The 16,093-nt window shown below is 71.9% G+C and carries 18 protein-coding genes and 1 pseudogene; 12 read left to right on the top strand and 7 right to left on the bottom strand.

The window, feature by feature from the left end:
- Positions 1–26: 26 nt before the first annotated feature.
- Positions 27–1,178: a DegT/DnrJ/EryC1/StrS family aminotransferase gene (locus tag BLASA_RS01530; RefSeq protein WP_014374232.1), complete on the bottom strand. Its 1,152-nt coding sequence runs from the start codon at positions 1,176–1,178 to the stop codon at positions 27–29.
- Positions 1,179–1,756: 578 nt separating this feature from the next.
- On the opposite strand from BLASA_RS01530, the gene BLASA_RS01525 reads away from it, so the two are divergent.
- The gene (locus tag BLASA_RS01525) at positions 1,757–2,557 is read left to right on the top strand and encodes a hypothetical protein (RefSeq protein ID WP_014374230.1); all 801 of its coding nucleotides are present in this window, start codon (positions 1,757–1,759) and stop codon (positions 2,555–2,557) included.
- 94 nt (positions 2,558–2,651) lie between these two features.
- Here the strand turns inward: BLASA_RS01525 and BLASA_RS01520 are convergent, their stop codons facing one another.
- Entirely contained in the window at positions 2,652–2,951 is a 300-nt protein-coding gene (locus BLASA_RS01520; RefSeq protein ID WP_014374229.1) for a hypothetical protein, read from the bottom strand.
- 230 nt (positions 2,952–3,181) lie between these two features.
- Between BLASA_RS01520 and BLASA_RS01515 the strand changes: the two genes are divergently transcribed.
- The 5 genes from BLASA_RS01515 (at position 3,182) to BLASA_RS01495 (ending at position 7,525) form a co-directional block, all read left to right on the top strand.
- Complete coding sequence (locus BLASA_RS01515; protein WP_014374228.1) at positions 3,182–5,500, top strand: putative bifunctional diguanylate cyclase/phosphodiesterase; 2,319 nt, start codon at positions 3,182–3,184, stop codon at positions 5,498–5,500.
- Between the two features lie 88 nt (positions 5,501–5,588).
- Positions 5,589–5,978, top strand: coding sequence for an S-adenosylmethionine decarboxylase (locus tag BLASA_RS01510; RefSeq protein ID WP_014374227.1), 390 nt, complete (start codon positions 5,589–5,591; stop codon positions 5,976–5,978).
- Position 5,979: 1 nt separating this feature from the next.
- Positions 5,980–6,777, top strand: a complete 798-nt coding sequence (locus BLASA_RS01505) for a hypothetical protein (protein ID WP_014374226.1) — start codon at positions 5,980–5,982, stop codon at positions 6,775–6,777.
- Between the two features lie 83 nt (positions 6,778–6,860).
- Positions 6,861–7,127: a ribbon-helix-helix protein, CopG family gene (locus BLASA_RS01500; RefSeq protein WP_014374225.1), complete on the top strand. Its 267-nt coding sequence runs from the start codon at positions 6,861–6,863 to the stop codon at positions 7,125–7,127.
- Positions 7,124–7,525 carry a type II toxin-antitoxin system VapC family toxin gene (locus BLASA_RS01495; RefSeq protein ID WP_014374224.1) on the top strand — a complete coding sequence of 134 codons (402 nt, stop codon included), beginning with the start codon at positions 7,124–7,126 and terminating at the stop codon, positions 7,523–7,525. Before BLASA_RS01500 ends, BLASA_RS01495 begins: the two co-directional genes overlap by 4 nt.
- Positions 7,526–7,594: 69 nt before the next feature.
- On the opposite strand, the gene BLASA_RS01490 is transcribed toward BLASA_RS01495, so the two are convergent.
- Positions 7,595–7,798, bottom strand: coding sequence for a hypothetical protein (locus BLASA_RS01490; protein ID WP_014374223.1), 204 nt, complete (start codon positions 7,796–7,798; stop codon positions 7,595–7,597).
- 391 nt (positions 7,799–8,189) lie between these two features.
- On the opposite strand from BLASA_RS01490, the gene BLASA_RS01485 reads away from it, so the two are divergent.
- The 4 genes from BLASA_RS01485 to BLASA_RS01470 all read left to right on the top strand — a co-directional run bounded on the left by BLASA_RS01485 (position 8,190) and on the right by BLASA_RS01470 (position 9,633).
- Positions 8,190–8,417 carry a hypothetical protein gene (locus tag BLASA_RS01485; protein ID WP_014374222.1) on the top strand — a complete coding sequence of 76 codons (228 nt, stop codon included), beginning with the start codon at positions 8,190–8,192 and terminating at the stop codon, positions 8,415–8,417.
- Positions 8,414–8,815 carry a TA system VapC family ribonuclease toxin gene (locus tag BLASA_RS01480; protein ID WP_014374221.1) on the top strand — a complete coding sequence of 134 codons (402 nt, stop codon included), beginning with the start codon at positions 8,414–8,416 and terminating at the stop codon, positions 8,813–8,815. The genes BLASA_RS01485 and BLASA_RS01480 overlap by 4 nt, the downstream gene beginning before the upstream one ends.
- A 147-nt stretch (positions 8,816–8,962) precedes the next feature.
- Positions 8,963–9,226 (top strand): type II toxin-antitoxin system VapB family antitoxin, encoded by a 264-nt coding sequence (locus BLASA_RS01475; RefSeq protein WP_014374220.1) that lies wholly within the window; start codon positions 8,963–8,965, stop codon positions 9,224–9,226.
- Entirely contained in the window at positions 9,223–9,633 is a 411-nt protein-coding gene (locus tag BLASA_RS01470) for a type II toxin-antitoxin system VapC family toxin (protein WP_014374219.1), read from the top strand. The genes BLASA_RS01475 and BLASA_RS01470 overlap by 4 nt, the downstream gene beginning before the upstream one ends.
- A gap of 25 nt (positions 9,634–9,658) precedes the next feature.
- Here BLASA_RS01470 and BLASA_RS01465 read toward each other — a convergent pair whose 3' ends face one another.
- The 3 genes from BLASA_RS01465 to BLASA_RS01455 all read right to left on the bottom strand — a co-directional run bounded on the left by BLASA_RS01465 (position 9,659) and on the right by BLASA_RS01455 (position 12,102).
- Complete coding sequence (locus tag BLASA_RS01465) at positions 9,659–9,862, bottom strand: hypothetical protein (RefSeq protein ID WP_014374218.1); 204 nt, start codon at positions 9,860–9,862, stop codon at positions 9,659–9,661.
- A gap of 114 nt (positions 9,863–9,976) precedes the next feature.
- Complete coding sequence (gene nrfD, locus BLASA_RS01460) at positions 9,977–11,038, bottom strand: NrfD/PsrC family molybdoenzyme membrane anchor subunit (protein ID WP_014374217.1); 1,062 nt, start codon at positions 11,036–11,038, stop codon at positions 9,977–9,979.
- A 2-nt stretch (positions 11,039–11,040) separates the two neighbouring features.
- Entirely contained in the window at positions 11,041–12,102 is a 1,062-nt protein-coding gene (locus BLASA_RS01455) for a 4Fe-4S dicluster domain-containing protein (RefSeq protein WP_014374216.1), read from the bottom strand.
- 45 nt (positions 12,103–12,147) lie between these two features.
- Between BLASA_RS01455 and BLASA_RS01450 the strand changes: the two genes are divergently transcribed.
- Both BLASA_RS01450 and BLASA_RS01445 read left to right on the top strand, forming a co-directional pair.
- The gene (locus tag BLASA_RS01450) at positions 12,148–12,396 is read left to right on the top strand and encodes a ribbon-helix-helix protein, CopG family (RefSeq protein WP_041775983.1); all 249 of its coding nucleotides are present in this window, start codon (positions 12,148–12,150) and stop codon (positions 12,394–12,396) included.
- On the top strand, positions 12,393–12,734 hold the full coding sequence (locus BLASA_RS01445) for a type II toxin-antitoxin system PemK/MazF family toxin (RefSeq protein WP_014374214.1): 342 nt from the start codon (positions 12,393–12,395) through the stop codon (positions 12,732–12,734). Before BLASA_RS01450 ends, BLASA_RS01445 begins: the two co-directional genes overlap by 4 nt.
- Positions 12,735–12,736: 2 nt before the next feature.
- On the opposite strand, the pseudogene fdh reads toward BLASA_RS01445, so the two are convergent.
- A pseudogene (gene fdh, locus BLASA_RS01440) lies at positions 12,737–16,033 on the bottom strand (formate dehydrogenase).
- Between the last annotated feature and the right edge of the window lie 60 nt (positions 16,034–16,093).

Genomic DNA, 16,093 nt, shown 5'->3' with positions numbered 1-16,093 from the left:
CCGACGGACGTGGAGGGCCGGCCCGCCTACCGACGGTCCAGGAACGCGGAGATCGCGCTTATGACGCGGTCGACCTGCGCGGCCGACAGGGACGACCCGCTGGGCAGCGTCAGGCCTGTGGCGAAGAGCCCGTCGGCGGCACCGGTCAGCAGCGTGCGCGCGTGCGCGAACACCGGCTGGCGGTGCATCGGCTTCCACAGCGGCCGGGACTCGATGTCGGCGTGGTCGAGGGTCGACCGCAGGTCGTCGGCCGACCAGCCGGCCTCGGCCGGATCGATGACGACCGCGGTGAGCCAGCAGTTGTCGGACTCGTCACCGGGGTGCTGGAAGGCGCGCGCGCCCGACACGCTTCCCAGCAGCTCTGCGTACTGCCGGCGCAGCGCGCGGCGGCGACCGATCATCTCATCGAGCCGCTCCAGCTGGGCGATGCCGACGGCGGCGAGCAGGTTGCTCAGGCGATAGTTGTAGCCGACCTCGGTGTGCTCGTAGTGCACTGCCGGCTGCCGCGCCTGGGTGCTCAGGTACCGCACCCGATCGGCCGTCGCCGTGTCATCGGTGAGCAGCATGCCGCCACCGCTGGTGGTCATCACTTTGTTGCCGTTGAACGACAATGCGGCCGTGCTGCCGAAGGACCCGGCCGGACGGCCGGCGTGGGAGGAGCCGAACGACTCCGCCGCATCGGACACCACTGTCACGCCGAACCGCTCGCAGATCGGCAGCAGCGCGGTGTAGTCGGCGCAACGACCCAGCAGATCAACCGGGATGACGGCGGCGACCGTCTCGTCTGCCGCCCGCAGCTCGCGCAGCGCGCGCTCGAGGAGCTCCGGGTGGAGATTGCCGGTCTCCTTGTCGCAGTCCACGAAGAAGGGTTCCGCTCCCGTGTACACGACCGCGTTCGCCGTGGCCGCGAACGTCATCGTCGGGACGATGACCACCGTGCGCGGCCCCGCGCCTGCCTCCAGCAGCGCGAGATGAAGCGCCGCCGTCCCGGACGAGAGCGCCACCGCGTGCCGGCGACCGGTGCGCTCGGCCATCGCCTGCTCGAAAGCGTCCACCATGGGCCCCAGCGGCGCGATCCAGCCGGACCGCACCGCCTCGACGACCAGCTCCTCCTCCCGTGGACCGACGTCCGGGGGCGACAGGAGGATGCGCTGACGCGCCTCGTGAGCGGCGCTCACCGCAACGCCCCCGACTGGGCCAGCCGGGTCTCCACACCATCCAACTGCAGCACCGCCTCCGATGGGGGGATCGGCCGAGCCAGCCAGCTGTCGAAGTCGGCATACCGCGTCACGCCGCACATGATCCCTCATCGACGAGCGTGGCATTCCACGTACATGAGTTATTAACGTTCCGGCCGGGCGCCCGCCCGGACATGACGTCGAACTGACCGGCGGGTCGGCGTGACTGATAGCGGCGTCTTCCCCGCGTCGGTGCCGGTTGCGGTGTTCTCGTCGGAGCGGCCGGCACGCTGGCGGCCACGGCGTGCGGCGCGCTCCGCGCTGGCCAGACCGATCAGGCAGCCACCATGGCGATAGCGGCGGCCGTCCTCGGACACGTAGGGCAGCTGCATCCCTGCAGGTGGCCAGCGACCCGCCGAACAGCCGCGGAAGGACCTGTCACGTGGCCGGTGCCATCCAGTGGTTCCTGGATGGAGCTGCATCGCGCGCCCGTGGCGGTTGTGATGGGCGTGCCGCCGTGTGTCCGACACGTGAGCGATCCGGGGCCTGCGCGGCCCCACCGCTCCTACGCTGCCGTCATGCCATGTCCCTCCTGTGGGGCGACGGACACACGCACGCAGATCCTGACCGGTTACTGGCGCTGCGACGCCGTCGTGCCAGCCGCCCAGCCCGTCGCCGTCGGCGCGGAGACAACGCCGGCGGCCGAGCCGGCGGAGTCGACCCGCTGCGGCACGGTCTACATCCAGACCCGCAGCGACGACGCCGGACCGACCATGTGCCGGTGCGGCGAGCCGGCGGTGGGCGAGTGCTCCGAGTGCACCCGCATGGTGTGCGCCGACCACTCGGGCCTCTGGCAGGGCTGGCGGGTCTGCGACCGCGACCTGGCCAACGCCCGGCTCCGGGCGCGCAACGCCGCGGCCGCCGAGGAGCGCCAGGCCCGCGAGGCCGCGGCAGCCGCGGAGGCCGAACGCCTCCGGCAGCGCACCACGCTGCTCGAACTCGCCGACGAGGACGCGGTCTGGAACCTCTACGTCCGCAGCGAGCCGCGGACCGAGCAGGAGATCCGCTCGGCGGTCCACGTCCTGCGCCGGCTGACCGCCGCCGAGTTCACCGACGCCTGCCTCTACCTCCTCCCCTACGCCGGCGCCCCCCAGAGGCAGCGGAACGGCCTCGGCCGGCTATCGGGCTGGCTGTTCACCGGGCCCGACTTCCACGGCCGGTCCTGGTTCCTGACCCGCAAGGGCGAGTGGCACCGCAGCGGCTCCGCCGGCACCGACCAGGGGCACCGGTGGAAGAAGGTGCGGTTCGACGACGTCGATAAGCGCGCCGTCATCGACGAGATGGCCTGGCAGCAGTCGGTGGGCAACCGCCTGGTCTGACCGTGCGCACGTCCCGGTCGGTTCCACGGTGAGGTGCTGACAGCCGGCGGCTCCGGGGCCCGGCGCCGCGGCCGGGCCGTCCACCGTCCGTGCGTTACGCCGCCTTGGGCAGCAGGCGCAGCCGCGCCCAGAAGCCGGTGGTCTTCATCGACACCTCACCCGACGACCGGGCACCGGCGACTACGCCGCCCGCGACGGCGACCTCGGCCCGGCCTGCGGAGTCGATGACCTCCACCAGAGCGTCCCCGGAGTCGGTCTGCTCGGGCACTCGAGAGCCGGTGGGCGACACCGGAAGCACGCGATGGACGTCCGAGGGACCGTAGGCGGACAGCGGCGCAGCGTGGCGGCCGTATCCCGCGGCCTCCGGGCCGCGGAGCACGACGGTGACGCTCATCGACGCGGGCTCCGGCCCGGCGTCGGCACCATGACGGGCCACCCGCGGCGGCAGCCCTTCCCCCCCATGCCAGTGCTCCACGCATACGTCATCGGCAGTCGGGAAAGCGTTCGTGACGATGCACGCCGACCGGCACCGCCGGGATCGGTCGAGCGGCGCGACTCCCCCCTCCGGGTGATCCAGGGGCCGCACCGGTGCATCTCCCCCGCTCCGCCGCCGTTGTCCCCGACATGGACCAGCGGAATCAGGACGCGGCCGCGCGCCGGCGTCCCGGCCCCGCGCTGTTCGTGACCATCGGCCTGGTCGCGCTGTTCGCCACCGGCATCGGGCCGCGCCCGGCCGGCGCGGCGTGGGACCGGACGTACGACGTCGTCCTCTACAACCTGCCCTACCTCGCCGCCGCGGCGGCGTGCGTGCTGGCGGCGCGCCGGGTGCGCACCGAGCGGATCCTGTGGGCCGCACTCGCCGCCGCGCTGACCCTCGGCGCGATCGGCAACGTGCTGCGCGTGCTCTCCGCCGGCCTGCAGGGCAACGAGCCGTCCTCCGCGCTCTCGCACGTCGTCTCGTTCGCGGCCTACCTGCTCGTGTACGTGCCCCTCGTCGTGCTGATCCGCGCCCGGGTGCCGCGCTTCCACCCCAGCATGTGGCTCGACGGCGTCGTGGCCGCCCTCGGCAGCCTGTCCGCCGGGGTCGCCTTCCTGCTGGGCCCCTATCTCCGCACCGACCCCGGCGGGACGCCGGTGGCCGCGGTCGACCTCGTGGCACCGATCACGACGGTCCTCCTCATCGCCGTGCTCATGGCCGTCGGCGGCATCCTCGGCGTGCGCCTCGACCGCACCTTCGTGCTGCTCGGCGCGGGGCTGGCCGCCCTCTGCGCCTCGGACATCATCCTGTTCGCCCTCAAGGTGCAGGGCACCTACGTCGACGGCGGCCCGCTCGAACTCGGCTGGCTCCTCTGCATCGTCCTGACCGCCGCGGCCGCCGACGGCGCGGTCGAACGGCCGGCCCCCGTCGACGACACCGATTCCCGCATCGGCTGGCGGCTGCTCGCCGTGCCGCTCGCCTCGCTCGTGGCCGGCCTCGTCGTGCTGAGCCCGTGGTCGAAGCCCGTGCCCGACGTCGCGGGCTGGCTCGCCCTCGGCTGCGTGCTGGCCGGCGTCGTCCGCATCGCCGTGACCTTCCGCGAGGTCCGCGGCTACAACCAGGTCAAGCTCGAGTCACGGACCGACGAGCTCACCCGGCTCGCCAACCGCCGCGCGCTGCTCGAGCACGCCCAGCGCGTCGTCACCTCGGCCACCCCGGAGCGGCCCGCCGCTCTCCTGATCCTCGACCTCGACGGGTTCAAGGAGATCAACGACAGCCTCGGCCACTCCGCCGGCGACGACCTGCTGCGCCAGATCGGCCCGCGGCTGCGCAGCTCCCTGCGTGCCGATGACCTGCTGGCCCGGCTCGGCGGCGACGAGTTCGCCGTCCTGATGCCGGCCGCGGAGCCCGCCGAGGCACGCGCGCTCGCCGGGCGGCTGTGCGACCTGCTGCTCGCCCCCTTCACGGTGGCCGACGTCCGGCTGCACGTCGGCGTGAGCATCGGCGTCGCGACCACGCCGGCACCGGCGGCGACCGTCGAGGAGCTGCTGCACTGCGCCGACGTCGCCATGTACAGCGCCAAGCGCACCCGCGAAGGCGTGCACGTCTTCGTGCCCGACCCCGTCACCGGCACCTCCGGCAGCGACCGGCTGCGCACCATGGAGGAACTGCGGACGGCGCTGGACGGGGACGAGCTGCGGGTCTACCTCCAGCCCCAGATGGACATGCGCGACGGCCGCATCGTGGGCGCCGAGGCGCTGGTCCGGTGGGACCACCCCACCCGCGGGCTGCTCTCCCCCGCCGCGCTGCTGCCGGCGGCCGAGCAGGCGGGGCTCCTGCGGCCGCTGACCGACCGCGTGCTCGAATTGGCGCTCGCTGCGGCCGCCCGCTGGTGGCCCGAGCGCGAGGTGCCGGTGTCGGTCAACCTGTCGGCGGCGAACGTCACCGACCTCGATCTCGCCGGCAAGGTGGCCGCCGCGCTGCACCGGCACGGCCTACCCGCGCGGGCGCTCACGCTGGAGGTCGTCGAGGACACCCTCATGGCCGACCCCGAGCGCGGCCGCACGGTGCTCGCCGACCTGCGCGCCTCCGGCGTCCGCACGTCGATCGACGACTACGGCACTGGCTACAGCTCGCTGGCCTACCTGCGGCACCTGCCGGCCGACGAGCTCAAGCTCGATCGCAGCCTGACCGCCGACGTCGACCGCGACCCCCGGGCGGCGGCCATCGTGCAGAGCACCGTCGCGCTCGCCCATGCCCTGGGCCTGAGCCTGGTGGCCGAGGGCGTCGAGAGCCTGGCGATCAGCACCACGCTCGCCGGCCTCGGCTGCGACGTCGCCCAGGGGTACGCCATCGCCCGCCCCATGCCGGTCGACGACTTCCTCCGCTGGCTGGCCGCCTCCGACTCCGGTCTCGTCGACGAGGCGCTGATCCCCGACTTCAGCCAGGGTCGCGCGTCCGACTGACCGGGGATGTCACGGATGCGATCCGCACTCGGCGCGACACGCCGGTGCCGGTCAGCACGGTGCGCGGTCGACTGGGGACTATGGGCACGTGACGCCGCCCTCCCCCGCCCGAAAGCTGCTCTCCCGACCCGTCGCCTGGCGCGACCTCGCGCCGGAGATCGTCCGGCAGCGCCTGGTGATCGAGGGCATTCCCGCCCGGCCCGTGGACGACGCCCAGATCCGGACGTACCTCTCGGCGCTGTCCCGCGAGGTGGACATGGTGCAACTCCTCGAGCCGGTGACCCACCGTTCCGACCTGTACGGCTGGGCCGGCTGGATCCACTGGGAGACGTCGGGCGCGCACTTCTACGCCTGGGAGCAGCCGCGGCTGTTCTTCTCGGTGGACATCTACACGTGCAAGGCCTTCGACCCGGACGTCGCCGTGGCGTTCACCGCCGACTTCTTCGCCGCCCGCACCGTCGTCGCGAAGTCCGTCTGACATGGCCCTTCGGCTCCTCGTGGCGCAGTCCCCCGCCGAGCGGGACGCCGCACGCCAGGTCGAGGCCCAGGTCTTCCTGCAGGCGTTCGGCAACACCCCCGAGGTCATGGAGCAGGAGTACGGCCCCTACGAGGCGCGGTCGCGGTTCGTCGTCGTGATCGACGACCAGAGCGGCGCCGCCCTGGGCACCGCACGGCTGATCGTCGCCGCCGCGGACCCGGTGAAGACGCTGCTCGACGTGGCGGGCGAGCCGTGGCAGCTGCCCGTGGCCGACAGCCTGGGCACCGTCGGGCTCGCCCCCGGGACGGTGTGGGACGTCGGGAGCCTGGCCGTGGACCCCCGCTACCGCGCCGGCGCCGCGGGTGCCGAGGTCAGCGTCGCCCTGTGCCACGGCCTCTGGCGGTACGCCCGCAACTGCGACGTCCCGGGTCTGGTCACCATCGTCGACGACCGGGTGCGCCGGCTGCTCCGCGCGATGGGCGTGCCCTGGCACCCGATGGTGGGGGCGGCGTCCCGGCCCTATCTGGGCTCGCCCGCCAGCACCCCGTGTGTCCTCGTTGCGCAGATGGCGGAGGAGGAGATGTCCCGGGCCCGCCCGGATCTCGCACCGGCCCTGGTCCACGGCATGTTCCGCTCGATCACCGTCGACCCGGCCGACCTGGCGCCGAGCCGGGGCACCGTCGTCCCGCAGGCCGAACCGGCCGACCGGCCGTCGCTGCCTCCGCGGCGGGACACCACCGGGTGGCGGCCGCCGACGTCCCGCCGCACGGAGCTCTTCGCGAACCCGCCCGGTGCGTAGTCCCCGGTCCACCCCTCGAGCAGCACGGAGGACCGGCTCATCACTCTGGTACCGAACTGTGCCAGAGCGGTACCATCGCGCGCATGGCCACCAACCTGCGGTTGAGCGACGCGGCAGCGGAGGCACTGCGCCAGGCCGCGGCGGCCACGGGGCGGCCGCAGCAGCAACTCATCCGTGAGGCACTCGACCGGTACCTCGGCCTGGATTCCGGCGAATCGGATCGCGCGCGCGCCCGTGCGGCCGGATCGGTCCGCCCCGGAACGCCGTTCTGTGACGTGGCGCCCACGGTGCGCCTGCCACCGGGCGTCACCACCGGAGACCTGCTCGAGCCCGACGCCGACCTCCGTTGATCGTCTACCTCGACACCAGTGCGCTGCTCAAGCGGGTCATCATCGAGCCGGAGTCGGCAGCCGTACGGGAACTGCTCAGCCGGTCGGCGGCCGCCGTCGATCTGCTCACCTCCTCGGCACTCACCTGGGTGGAGGTGGAACGCGCTCTGCGCCGTGCCGACGTTCCCGACCTCGACCGGCTGACCGAAGCCGCGCTCTCGGGCATCGACGAGTTTCCGCTGCGACCCGTCGTCCTCGACCGGGCCAGGACCATCGGCCCGGCCACACTGCGCTCGCTCGACGCCATCCATCTGGCGTCCGCCATCGGCATCCGCGCCACGCAGCTGGTCACCTACGACGAACGGTTGGCGGCCGCGGCCCGCGACGAAGGGATCGACGTGCTGGCGTCGACCAGCTGAGGCGGTCGAGCCGGGCCCGGTGACCAGCCGCGCCGGAGGTGATCGCATCCTGTGCCCACCGTCCGCCGCTCAGCCTCGCCTTCCCCGCCGCCGGACCCGGCGACGCCAGGACACCAGCAGCCACGTCAGGACGGCGAGGAGAACGACACCGGCGGTCCAGCCGGCCACCTCCGGATCACCCGGGAGTCCGGCCGCCTCCCACACCGCGTACCCGACGGAGTAGCCGAGGACGACCACGAGCAGCGCCGGCACCAGGAAGACGATGGTCTCCACACCTCCTCCTCACGGGCTGCGCCGGCCGGTCCTCCGGGCGGCTACCCGCGACGAGCGGGTCACACCCGGCAAGGCTCCGACCACCGACGTGAGCACGGCCGGTCCGAGGTGCAGCCGGGGGGAAGCCCGCCGCGCCGCGACACCACCGGGTGGCGACCGCCGACGTCCCGCCGTGTACGCGACTGCCCGGGCAACCGACCGCGCACATGGTCCCTCGACGCATACCGCCACCACGCCCGATGCCGCACTCGTGCGGCATCCGGTGACCGGCCGTCCGCACAGGGGTGGGCGCTGTCTCCTCCATCGCCCACTCGGCGCCGGCCGCCCACAACTTGGTGAGCACAGTGATGCATATGGTCCGCGGATTGCATCACGACGCTACGCTGTGGCGGTGCGTACCACCATCGACCTCCCGGAGGACATCCACCGGGTGGCAGCCGCCATTGCTCGCGACTCCAACAGCTCGTTGAGCGACACGGTCACCCGGCTGCTCCGCGCCGCCCTGGCTGCACCCGGACCGGTCAAGGTCAGCACGAGCCGCCGCACCGGCTTGCAGGTCGCCTCGCTCGGCCGAGTGGTCACCAGCGACGAGGTGCGCTCGCTGGACGACGACGAATGACGGTCCTGCTCGACGCGAACGCACTCACCGCACTCACCGTCGCCGACCACGTCCACCACGACCTCACGGAGGCCTGGTTCACGCAGCGATCGGAGCCCTTCGCGACCTGCCCCGTGACCCAGGGGGCACTCGCCCGATTCCTGCTCCGCGGCGGGGCGACCGCGCGGCAGGCCCTCGATGTGGTGCGCGCCCTGCGAGCGGCGGATGGGCATGAGTTCTGGCCCGACGAACTCGGCTACGACGTCATCGACATGCGCGGGGTGGTCGGGCACCGACAGGTGACCGACGCCTACCTGGCCGGGCTGACCCGCTCGCGAGGCGGTCGACTGGCCACCTTCGACCGCGCCCTAGCAGCGCTCCACGATGACGTCGCGATGCTGCTCGACGGTGGCGGCTGAAGCCTCGGCCGCATCGTCGTCCCGAAGGCCATCCGCGACCCTCCGGGACCGACATGCAGCGCGTCGCGTCCGTCGGCCACCGGGCCGGTCACTCCGGGACGGCTTGGCGACATGCAGAAGGGTAGATCACTCGGATAGAGTTCTACCATGGGCCTCAACATCAAGAACCCGGAAACCGAGGAGCTCGCCCGCCAACTCGCCGACGCAACCGGCGAGAACCTCACGCGGGCCATCACCGTGGCGGTGCGCGAACGTCTCGATCGGATTCAACGCCGGGGCACCGCCGCGGCGGCCGACCGCACCGCCCTGCTCCAGAGGATTGCCGGGGATGCAGCCGATCGGTGGGTCGAGCCCTATCGCAGCAGCGACCACGGCGACCTGCTCTACGACGAGACCGGCCTGCCCCGATGATCGTCGACACGTCCGCTGTCGTCGCGATCCTGCGCGGAGAACCGGACGCCGACCGCTACATCCAGGCACTGGCCACCGCGGACGAGGCTCGCACCTCGGCGGCGACCTACCTGGAGACCGCTGTCGTGGTGGACGCCAACCGTGACCCGGTGCTCAGTGGCCGCTTCGACGACCTCGTGGCCGCGGTGCCCATCACCGTCGAACCGGTCACGCGGTCGCATGCGGACATCGCCCGCCGGGCCTATCGCGACTTCGGCAAGGGCAGCGGCCACGCCGCCCGCCTGAACTTCGGCGACTGCTTCAGCTACGCGCTGGCCCGCGCCACGGGCGAACCACTGCTCTTCACGGGCACCGACTTCTCGGCGACCGATGTCACCCCGGCCCTCGATCCGGCGGATCCTGCCTGAGAGCAGCACCGCGAACGGCTTCGTCTCAGGTCCGTCTCCGTCGCCGCCGGACCCGGCGGCGCCAGGACAGCAGCAGCCCGGTCACCACCGCGAGGAGCAGGAATCCGGTGATCCAGCCGGCCGTCTCCGGGTCGCCCGGGAGCCCGGCCGCCTCCCACAGCGTGTAGACGACGGAGTAGCCGACGACGACCACCAGCAGCGCCGGCAGGAGCACGAGGAGAATCTCCACCTGCCCTACCTCCCCGTCCGCGCCCGATCGGACACGTCATCGGCGCCGGGAACGTGCGGCATCCCCCAGGGCCGACGGTCCACCTGTGCCGGTGGGACGGTCGCGGGTGCCGGGTCAGCGGGTGGCCGAGCGGGCCTCTCCCTCGCCGAGGGCCCTGGCCGCCTCGCGGGCGGCCATCCGCTCCCGCTGCGGGACGACGGTGTACTTCGGATCGCGAGCACTGGCCAGGCCGGCCTCGAACACCCCGAACCGGGTGAGCAGCGACCCGGCCGCCAGCAACGTCCCGGACGCGATGGCGCCGACCCGGGTGCGCCCGGCGATCGCGGTCAGCCCCGCACCCGCAGCGGTGCACGTCTTCGCCGCCCGCATCAGCGTCCCGGCCCGGCCCTCGTGGTACGGCTCGCTCACGATCCCGTGGTCGTTCTCCACCTTGTGCATCGCGGCCAGCTCGATCACCGCACCGGCGATCGCCATCTTCCGCGACGGCCCCGCCTCGTCCACCGGCGTGAAGAGCATGGTCAGCCCGCCGCCGGCCGCCATCGCCGATCCGCCGAAGACGAACGGCAGCTGCTCGTGCGCCTCGTGCCACGACGGCACGGCGGTGTTGCTGAGCAGCACCGCGGTGTAGGTGGCCATCGGCCCGCCGAACAGGGCCCCCACGGCGCCGCCGAACCGCTTGAGCCGCGGGAACCAGCCCAGCAGCTCGACCGCGGCCGTCGCGCCGGTCGCGGCGCTGAACGGCGACAGGATGTAGGTGCCCACCGACAGCGGCGACGTCGGCTTCAGCACCCGCAGCATGTGCAGGAACCGTTCCGGCCGGCCCAGGTCGTGGATCAGCCAGCCCACCGACGCGACCGACGCGCCACCGGCCACCAGCCGGCCCACCCGGGTCAGCGTCGGCCGGTCGGTCAGGTCGGCGAACGCCGCCAGGATCGACGACGAGCCCGCCGCGCCCCCGAGGAACAGGTACAGCGGCACGTCCGGGGTCTTCCACACCGGCGGCTTGATGATCGGCCGGCCGTAGTACGAGGTGAACTCCGCGTCGTCCACCATCGCGACCTCGCCGACCGCCCGGCGGCCGCTGCGCCGGCGCTTGCCGCCGCCGTCCTTCTTCTTCCCGACCCAGCCGTCGGCGCGGCGCCAGCCGGCCCCGGGCGTCGCGATGCCTTCCGTCATGCTCAGTTCCTCCGCGAGCCGAACACGGCCGTGGCCGCGATCCCGATGATCATCGCCGCGCCCGTGGCGGCCGCCTTCCACATGGCCGGCAGGTCGCGCGTGGTGACGATCGGGTCCGGCGGCAGGCCGTAGACCTCCGGCTCGTCGAGCAGCAGGAAGAACGCCCCCGCCCCGCCGACGCCGTCGTTCTCGTCGCGCCCGTACAGCCGGGCGGTCTCCACGCCCTGCTCCCGGAGCGTCGCCAGCCGGGCGTCGGCCCGGGCCTGCAGCTCGTCGAGGTCGCCGAACTGGATCGACTGCGTGGGGCACGCGGTGGCGCACGCCGGCTGCAGCCCGTCGGTGAGCCGGTCGTAGCACATCGTGCACTTGAAGACCCGGCCGTCGTCCTTGCGCTGGTCGATGACGCCGTACGGGCAGGCCGGCACGCAGTAGCCGCAGCCGTTGCAGATGTCCTGCTGCACGACCACGGTGCCGAACTCGGTGCGGAACAGCGCACCGGTCGGGCAGACGTCGAGGCAGCCGGCGTGCGTGCAGTGCTTGCACACGTCGGAGCTCATCAGCCAGCGGACCTCGCGGTCACCGGACTGAGTGGTCTGCGGGTCGAACTCGGTGAGCGCCTCGGCGTTGAGCACGCTGGACTGCTGCGCGTCCGCCAGGCTGTTCGGCCTGCTGAGGTCGGGCGCGACGGTGTCCTGCCGCGCCGCCGCCCCGGGCAGCCCCACGCCGGGCATCGGCAGGTCGACGGTGCGCGACTGCTCGATGAAGGCCACGTGCCGCCACGAGTTCGCGCCCAGCATGCCGGTGTTGTCGTAGGACATCCCCGACAGCCCGAGCGCGTCCCGCTCGCCGTGCGAGTCGTCCATCGGGAGCGTGTTCCACTCCTTGCAGGCGACCTCGCAGGCCTTGCAGCCGATGCAGACCGAGGTGTCGGTGAAGAAGCCGACCCGCTTGGGGTGCTCCTCCACGTAACCGGCCTCCGCCGACACGTCGGGCAGCGGCCCGAACAGCCGGTTCTTCGGATCGTTGCCGGTCAGGGCCGGACTGGCTGAGCTGATCTGGGTCACGCGCACACCTTGCCCATCGAGTTATACCCGGTCATACTCGTGGTCGTGAAGACAGCGATCTCGGTTCCAGACCACATCCTCGAGCAGGTGAACCGGAAGGCCAGAGACCTCGGCCTGAACCGCTCCCAGTTCTTCAGCCAGGCGGCCGAGCGATACCTGCGCGAAATCGACGACGACATCACCGAGCGCATCAACGCGGCACTGGATGCCGCGGGTGACGACGACAGCAACGCGGTCGCCGCCGCGCATGGCCGCCGGATGTTGCTGGAGCTCACTGCCGACGACGAGTGGTGATCCAGCGAGGCAGCATCCACTGGGCAGACCTCGGCGAACCTCGGCGTAGCGAACCCGGCTGGCGACGGCCGATCGTCGTCATTCAGATCGATCGCTACACCGAGAGCCGCCTGGCGACCGTTCTTGCGGCCATCGTGACCGGGAATGAGCGGCTCGGTGCCGTGCCGGGCAACGTCGTCATCGAGCCGCACGACAGCGGACTTCCCCGCACGTCGGTGATCAACGTGACCGCGCTGGTGGCCGTGGACAAGGCCTTTATCGAGCCGGCCATCGGTCTCCTGCCCCTGGCCGTCATGCAACAGGTCGACGATGGGTTGCGTTTCGTCCTGGGCCTCTGACCTCATCCCGTCTCCACCGGCGCCCGTCCGCCCACCGGGACGGCGCCGGACTCCATGCCCGCGCGACGTCGGTACCCCTCGAGGAACTCCACCATCGCCGGGCCCCGCGGACGCCGGCCGGGCCGGATGTCGCAGGTGGCGGCCTTGCTCTCCTGGATGTGCGTGTTCGCGTCCATGACCACGCCCAGCAGGTCGTTGGCGGAGTCGCCGGTCGAGATGCCGCGCTCACCCCAGTGGTACGGGATGCCGATCTGGTGGATGACCTGACCGTCCTTGAGCTTCAGCGGCCGGATCCGCTCGGTGATCAGCACCCGCGCCTCCACCGCTGCCCGGCCGGTGACGACCGTCGCCCAGCCGCCGTTGTCCAGCCCGCGCTCGGCGGCCAGCTGGGGGCTCACCTCGACGAAGAACTCCGGCTGGAGCTCGGCCAGGTAGGGCAGCGTGCGGCTCATTGCGCCGGCCGTGTGGTGCTCGGTCAGCCGGTAGGTGGTGAACGCGTACGGGAAGACCTCGCTGCGCGGCGGGTTTCCGCGGTTCCACGGCGCCCGGATCTCCTCCATGGTCGGGTTCGACTGGACGGAGTACAGCGGGTTGTCCATCGGCGACTCGGCCGGCTCGTAGTGCGTCGGCAGCGGCCCGTCCATCAGGCCCTTGGGCGCGTACAGCCACGCCTTGCCGTCGCTCTGCATCACGAACGGGTCGGCGCCGCCGATCGCGTCCTGCGCCTTCGCGCCGGGCGGCGGCACGTAGTCCGGTCGCTTGGTCGCCTCGAAGTCGGGGACGTCCTCACCGGTCCAGCGACCCGCGTCGGCGTCCCACCACACGTACTTCTTGCGCTCGCTCCACGGCTTGCCCTCGGGGTCGGCCGAGGCGCGGTTGTAGAGCACGCGGCGGTTCAGCGGCCAGGCCCAGCCCCACTCCAGCGCCACCGGGGTCTGCTCGTGGTGCGGCTTCCGCCGCCGCGCCTGGTTCACCCCGTCGGCGTAGACGCCGGTGTAGATCCAGCAGCCACCACTCGTGGAGCCGTCGTCCTTCATCTGCATGTAGGTCGACAGCAGCTCGCCGTCCGGCCCGAAGCCGTTGATCTCGCGGAGGACGGCGTCGGCGTCCGGCTCGGCCTTCTCGCCGTGGGTCGGGTAGTCCCAGGTGAGGTCGAGCAGCGGACGGTCCCGCGGGTCGGTGGAGCCCTGCAGCCGCTCGCGCAGCATCCGGCCCAGGTGGAAGAAGAACCACAGGTCGCTGCGGCACTCGCCCGGCGGCTCCACCGCCTTGTCCCGCCACTGCAGCATCCGCTGCGTCTGGGTGAAGGTGCCCTCCTTCTCCACGTGCGTCGCGGCGGGCATCAGGAAGACCTCGGTGGCGATCTGGTCGGTGACCAGCTCGCCGGTCTCGATCTCCGGCCCGTCCTTCCAGAAGGTGGCCGACTCGATGAACTGCAGGTCGCGGACGACCAGCCACTCGAGGTTGGCCAGCCCGAAGCGCTGCATGCGCCCGTTGGCGTGCCCGACCGTCGGGTTCTCCCCCACCAGGAAGTAGCCGGGGACCTTGCCCTCGACCATGTCGCTGATCGTGCGGTAGGAGCTGTGGTCGCCGTTGATCCGCGGCAGGTAATCGAAGGCGAAGTCGTTCTCCGCCGTCGCCGCATCACCCCACCAGGCCTTGAGCAGGCTCACCATGTACGAACGCTTGTTGCCCCAGAAGCCGCCGGCCCCCTCGGCGTCGGCCACGTACTCGTCCAGCGAGTCGTGCTGATCGGCGTGTGGCATCGGCAGGTAGCCGGGCAGGATGTTGAACAGCGTCGGGATGTCGGTGGAGCCCTGGATGCTCGCGTGCCCGCGCAGCGCCAGGATCCCGCCGCCGGGGCGCCCCATGTTGCCGAGCAGCGCCTGCAGGATCGAGGCGGTGCGGATGTACTGCGCGCCGACGGTGTGCTGGGTCCAGCCGACCGAGTACACCCACGCCGTCGTCCGCTCGCGGTTGCTGTTCGCCGTCACCCACTCGGCGACCTCGAGGAACACCTCCGGCTCGATGCCGCAGGTCTCGGCCACCATCTCCGGCGTGTAGCGGGCGTAGTGCCGCTTGAGCACCTGGAACACCGAGCGCGGGTGCTGCAGGGTCTCGTCGCGCTGGCCCTTCGAGTGCAGCGCCGGCCCACCGGAGCCGGCGGCCTGCGCCTGGTCGGCGTGCTTGACCGACTCCTGCTGGGAGAGCTCGTCCTGGTGCTGCGCCTCGGCCGGCTGGTCCTCGTTGATGCCGTCGTCGCCCGACTCGACCGGCGCGTACTGCCAGCTCTCCTGGTCGTACGTGCGCTGCTCGGGGTCGTAGCCGGAGAACAGGCCGTCGAGGTCCTCGGCGTCCTGGAACTCCTCGCGCAGGATCGTCGCCGCATTCGTGTACGCGACGACGTACTCCCTGAAGTACAGGTCGTTGTTCAGCACGTGGTTGATCAGCCCACCGAGGAACGCGATGTCACTGCCCGCGCGCAGCGGCACGTGCAGGTCGGCGATCGCGCTGGTGCGGGTGAAGCGCGGATCGATGTGGATGACCTTCGCGCCGCGCGCCTTGGCCTCGGTCACCCACTGGAAACCCACCGGGTGGCACTCGGCCATGTTCGAACCCTCGATGACGATGCAGTCGGAGTTCGCGAGGTCCTGCTGAGTGTTCGTGGCACCGCCACGACCGAACGAGGCACCCAGACCGGGCACCGTCGACGAGTGCTATATGCGCGCCTGGTTCTCGATCTGGATCGCGCCCATGGCGCTGTAGAGCTTCTTCATGAGGTAGTTCTCCTCGTTGTCGAGGGTCGCCCCTCCGAGGCTCGCTATCCCCATCGTTCTGTTGACCCGGCGCCGGTTGTCCGCTGGTCCGTCCTCGTCCTGCCAGGTCTTGCGGCGGGCGTCGAGCACGCGGTCGGCGATCATCTCCATGGCCGTGTCGAGGTCCAGGTCCTCCCAGTCCGTCCCGTAGGGACGGCGGTACTTGACCGTGGTCACCCGGCTCGGGCTGGTGACCAGCTGCTTGCTGGCGCTGCCCTTGGGGCAGAGCCGGCCGCGGTTGACCGGCGAATCGGGGTTGCCCTCGATCTGGACGATCTGCTCGTCCTTCACGTAGACGTTCTGCGCGCAACCCACCGCGCAGAACGGGCAGACGCTCTTCACCACGCGGTCAGCGGTCGCCGTGCGCGACACCACCGCCTCGGTCGCCTTGCTGCGCGCGGCCTTGCCGCGCCCCAGCGGGTCCGAACCAGTCAGCTGCCGGTACACCGGCCAGCTCTCGAGCCAGGTCTTCACCCGCGTCACTCTGCCATCAGGCTCCCGCGGTGGCGCGCCGGCCGAGCCCACAATCGGATCGTGTCCGTC

The organism is Blastococcus saxobsidens DD2, from assembly GCF_000284015.1.
In the GTDB taxonomy this organism is placed as follows: domain Bacteria; phylum Actinomycetota; class Actinomycetes; order Mycobacteriales; family Geodermatophilaceae; genus Blastococcus; species Blastococcus saxobsidens_A.
This window is presented reverse-complemented; position numbering and strand designations above follow the sequence as displayed.

Coding starts and splice junctions, on each gene's coding strand:
- BLASA_RS01475 (WP_014374220.1), top strand. CDS start 8,963: ATGGGCCTCAACATCAAGAACCCGGAAACCGAGGAGCTCGCCCGCCAA.
- BLASA_RS01520 (WP_014374229.1), bottom strand. CDS start 2,951: ATGAGCGTCACCGTCGTGCTCCGCGGCCCGGAGGCCGCGGGATACGGC.
- nrfD (WP_014374217.1), bottom strand. CDS start 11,038: ATGACGGAAGGCATCGCGACGCCCGGGGCCGGCTGGCGCCGCGCCGAC.
- BLASA_RS01525 (WP_014374230.1), top strand. CDS start 1,757: ATGCCATGTCCCTCCTGTGGGGCGACGGACACACGCACGCAGATCCTG.
- BLASA_RS01480 (WP_014374221.1), top strand. CDS start 8,414: ATGACGGTCCTGCTCGACGCGAACGCACTCACCGCACTCACCGTCGCC.
- BLASA_RS01500 (WP_014374225.1), top strand. CDS start 6,861: ATGGCCACCAACCTGCGGTTGAGCGACGCGGCAGCGGAGGCACTGCGC.
- BLASA_RS01470 (WP_014374219.1), top strand. CDS start 9,223: ATGATCGTCGACACGTCCGCTGTCGTCGCGATCCTGCGCGGAGAACCG.
- BLASA_RS01505 (WP_014374226.1), top strand. CDS start 5,980: ATGGCCCTTCGGCTCCTCGTGGCGCAGTCCCCCGCCGAGCGGGACGCC.
- BLASA_RS01515 (WP_014374228.1), top strand. CDS start 3,182: ATGGACCAGCGGAATCAGGACGCGGCCGCGCGCCGGCGTCCCGGCCCC.